The 4,561-nt window shown below is 57.6% G+C and carries 3 protein-coding genes; all 3 read right to left on the bottom strand.

The annotated features are described in order from the left end of the window. Positions 1-488 precede the first annotated feature (488 nt). Positions 489-1,430 carry a site-specific integrase gene (locus tag IBX53_RS14830; RefSeq protein ID WP_290910763.1) on the bottom strand — a complete coding sequence of 314 codons (942 nt, stop codon included), beginning with the start codon at positions 1,428-1,430 and terminating at the stop codon, positions 489-491. Next, on the bottom strand, positions 1,427-3,208 hold the full coding sequence (gene mobH / locus IBX53_RS14825) for a MobH family relaxase (protein ID WP_290910760.1): 1,782 nt from the start codon (positions 3,206-3,208) through the stop codon (positions 1,427-1,429). The genes IBX53_RS14830 and mobH overlap by 4 nt, the downstream gene beginning before the upstream one ends. A 319-nt stretch (positions 3,209-3,527) precedes the next feature. Next, the coding region (locus IBX53_RS14820) for a helicase-related protein (RefSeq protein ID WP_290910758.1) at positions 3,528-4,561 on the bottom strand (1,034 nt) is incomplete at its 5' end.

Raw genomic sequence — 4,561 nt, 5'->3', positions numbered from 1 at the left:
CCTGGCTGCCTGGCTGCCTGGCTCAGCGAACGATTGTACGACCCGGATCCACAGCCTCCCCCGGCGGCACGCACAAAAAAACCGCCTCAAGGGACGGTTGCAGTTCGCTTCTATCATACTGACTTCGAATACGTTGATGGTGCCGGCACCAGGAGTCGAACCCGGGACCTACTGATTACAAGTCACACCACCAAAAACCAATAAAAATCAGTGCATTACGCATCGCGCAAGGCTTCGTGAAATGCTTTTGGGGACAGCCTGGGAAATCAGGAAATATCACCAGCATCACACGGCATCATCGAGTAGCTATTGAAGAGGACGAGGCTTCATCTGTCAACCTGCATCAGGGCAGGCTAATACAGACGATCGTCTAAGGTAGGCCGACAGCCACGGAAGGGCTGTCGAGAGAATCAAAAAGCGGTGCCAGGCTGACTCATCAGCCCGGCACCGCCTGGGTCGTAACCGGGTTCGCCAGAGAGCGCCCGAATTTAGAGGCGCCCCTCAATGGCGCTGCGGAGGCTGCCGATATCGACCTCGACGTACTCGAGCGTCGTGCTGATATTGCTATGGCCGAGCAGGGCCTTGACGATGTGCAGGTTGCGGTCCGGCTCCTTCATCAGCTCAGTGCCCAGGGTATGGCGGAATCGGTGCGGACTCATCTGGTAGCCGCAAATCTGGGATAGCTTCTGATAGAAGCTCTCCACCTGCCAAGAGTCCATCGTCTCCATTCGGTGCCGAACGCTGAATCGGTTCACATTGAAGATCTGATCGCCACGCTGGATACCCACCATCTTGGCCGAGTTCATCAGATTCTCCAGATGCGGGTAGAGAGCGTTGGAAATGGGAACAAAGTGCTCTCGGTTGTTCTTGGCCCCCTGCCAGGTGGCTGTAATCACACGACTCTTTAGGTTGATATCCTCTGGCTTCATCAGCAACAACTGAGTCAGGCGGATGCCCGTATGGTAGAACGTCTCGAACACGATCTCCCAGAACCAGACAGGGTGAAGCACCGAAGGTTTTTTTCGGTAGAGCTCCATCTTTTTATACAGGCTGATGGCTTCACGTGCCATCTCGACCTGCCGTTTGCTCAGCGTCTTCTTTCGCTTCCTGGGAGAGCTGACCTCCATCTTGGCAAAAGGATTGAACGAGATGTCGATCAAGGCGTGATCAATCGCATGCTTGAAGAGGATTCGGTTATGCCGGCAGTAGTTATTCCAGCTTGAATGTGCAAGGTTTCTTCCCTCCTCCGAGAAGCAGAACTCCCTCCACTCCCTGACATCGTCACGCGTCACTTCCGCAGGCAGCTTATCCTGCCCCACGAACCGCCGGAACAGCTTCACCGGCACGCTGTAGGAAATACGGCTCCTCTCCGTCAGCCAGCGCTCAGAAAAATAGGATTGCAGCAAGTCGTCAAAGGTAAATGTTTTCATTCTTCAGGCTTCCCACCAATCAGGTCAATAAAGGGGTTATCAAAAACCTCCTTACCCTCTTCTACCAGGTCATCCTTCCCCACAAGATACCCAGAAAGTGTGCTCGACTTCTTGTTTGGACCGACCACCTTTACCTTGTGAAAACTTCCGCCATCCTTGTTTTTCTTGTGCAGCTTCAGCTTCTGGAACGAATCCTGAACTTCCTTCCAGCCTTTCTCTTCTCCGCTCACCTCCTGACAGTAGCGCTTGAACACCCTGGGACTCACCACCAGCAGCATTCCATCTATGGCATGCACAAGGGCCTTGGAGTCGTTCATCAATATCTTGTGCGTTTTCAACCCGCCTCGCAGCCAGGCGAGGAAGTCTTCCCCGGATGATGGCTGTCCAGGGGATGCCTGGCACGTAACTTTCTCGGCGCCCTCTTCAGAGCTGCGCCGTGACTGCCATTCCAAACGCGGCGCTGTTTTCTCATCGCCACCTGTAGCGATATCAAGAATCGAGGCTTCCAGTTCATCCTGGATTACCTCGGCGCGACTCGAATCAGCCAGTTCACTTGAATTTTCTTCAGTCGCAGGTATGTCACTTGATTCCTGCTCTTGGCGCTGATGCCTAGCTGGCTGACTACCTTTCCCACCCTCACCAACATCAATGGCCTCGACCCTCCCCGAGAACACCTCTGGCTCCTCATCACCGCTCCAAACGAGCGATTTATGAACCTTGAGCATGGATAGATCGGCCCCCCACTCTCCCACCTTGACCCTGCACTTCCAGACCGAACGCCCCTCCGGGTTCTCAATAATCAGGCCATGGGACTGCATTTCGTCATAGAGGCGAGACTCATTCGATGGCACGCCCTCGATGCCATGGGAAAGCAGATAGCTCTTGATCTCTCGAGGCACCAGCGGCGTCACCAGCCACAGCGCCTCGGATGTGACAAATCCTTGAGCGCCTTTTTCATTCAGGCGGATCTTTTCTGTCACGATGTGGCGAATAGCACCTTTCAACTTGCTCTGCAGGGATTCCCGGGGGGCCTTGTCGATATTGGAAACCTTGCCGCCCAACGACTTGGCCACGCTGGCCCTGTCAGCCTGACTGACAATCTCACCGACAACCCCGGAGCGCTCCGAGTGGCCACTGATCGCGTACATCACCAGGCCAAACAGCTCCGGCTGGCTTTTCAACCACTCGAGCCCGGCATTGCCAATCACCTCCTTGCACAAGAGGGGGTTGACCGCAGCGTGAAGGAAGTAGTCTCGCCCCTTGATATAGCGGACGCGATACTGGTCGGGAATGATGCCCTCCCACAGGCACCACCTTCGGCCGGATTTCAGGTGTATATCGACGTCGACGATAACCTTGGCGATATCGTGCAGCAGGCAGGCATAGATGACCGCCACGCTCCACAGCTCTCCGGTAGAGGACTGCTTTTCGGGCGACTCCTTCGGAGGGAGTAGGTGCTGTCGTCGGAGCCTGAGGCCAAACACACAGGTCTCGAGGCCGTGGTCCAGCATTCCACCCGGGTAGCTATGGTGGTGAGATTCCGAGGCTGGCAGCAGCTGGACACGCTCGGCGTAGCGTTGCAGAGGCTCCTTGACGTAGGCCTCGAACACCGGCGCAGTCAGCGAGGTGCTTTCCTGAATCGCTCTGATCAGCTGCTGTCGATAGGGCGTGGCCAGAAGCTCCGCGCCGGTGCGCGGGCTTTCCCAGCCGGCGTCATCCTGTACGCTGTCGCTGTCGGTCGCGCTGCGGCGGCCACGTAGAACGTTGAGAATCCGCAATGTTTGCTCCTCTGGATGCAATCCGTGCATCACAGCGGTGGACCCTGACGGGCACCAGCAGAAACGTTAAATGCGATGAGAGAGGTTTACCCCTGGGCACTCCTTGCCCCGGTGCAATAGCTATGGGATGCAAACCAAGCGCCGATGATTGTATTGATCAGGAAATTCTTTTCATTGAGAACATTCGCATATACTTTCTGAGAAAAGTCTTAATTTATCTGCATCACCCAGCTTTCAACTAAAGTCGCATTCAGTGAATTACCCTCTGCCGCAGCCAAAAAAAGCCCCCTCCGAAGAGGGGGCATAGGTTGGGTATCGGTCAGCTTACCAGCTGCCTGGCCAGGGCCATCTCCACGGAGTCTCCGTCCGTGTTGAGGGCATCCAGGCCCGACTCGGGCACGTCTCCCGACGTGCTCTGGGCCACGGCGATCTTCTTGGCCATCAGCGACAGGCAGGCGATCTGTGACGATCCGGCATAGCCGAGGTAGAGCACCTTCACCGACTGCCGCTGGCCGATCCGCCAGGAGCGGCGGGCGGCCTGCTGCAGGGTGTAGACGTTCCAGCCCGTCTGCATGAAGAGGATGGTGGGGAAATCCAGCAGGTCGAGCCCGGTCTTCACCAGGTCCGGATTGGTGATCAGCACGTCGACACCGCGATCGACCTGATCGGCAATCCAGTCCTCTCGACGCTGGGTCTCCACGCTGGAGCGCAGCACCGCGACCTTGAGGCCGGCCTGGGTGAGCACCGCCTTGAGTCGGCTGCTGGTATCGCGCTTGCCGGTGTAGGTCGTGTAGACCAGCACCTTGCGCCTCTCCGCCTTCTCGCGCCGGCAGATCGCCACCAGCTCGCGCTCCTTGGGCATCGGCTGCTGCTCGCTGTAAAGGCTCTTCACGAACGCCAGCAGACTGCCCGAGCGCGGATGCTTGACCGTCTCCGGTCGGAAGCAGCAGTCCGGCCAGGCCAGCAGCGCATTGAGCACCACGCCCAGCAGGGTGGTGTCCTTGCGTGCCAGCGCCTGTCTGAGCTCGGCGTTCAGTTGACCCTCGAGCCGCCGGTAGGCAAAGGCCTGCTCGTCGTCCATCGGCACCTCGATGAAGTCTTCATCGTAGGGGGGCAACACGTTGCCACCGATGTCCTTGAGCTTGAGGAAGACGGTGAAGGGCAACACGTAGCGCATGATCCCCTTGGGGCCAAAGCCCGGGGCCTTGACGGTGCGCACCGACAGCTTCTTGCCTCGCGCTGTCTTGTGCGAATCGCCATCGCGCTCGGTGTAGATGTCCTTCAGCACCCCGTGATCGCGCAGGAACGACATGGCCGCAGGGCCCATCGATCCACGCCCGTTGGGGCGATAGC

Origin of the sequence: Halomonas sp. (assembly GCF_014859505.1) — a bacterium.
GTDB lineage: Bacteria > Pseudomonadota > Gammaproteobacteria > Pseudomonadales > Halomonadaceae > Halomonas.
The sequence above is the reverse complement of the archived record's forward strand: the minus strand, read 5'-3'. Positions and strand labels throughout refer to the sequence as shown.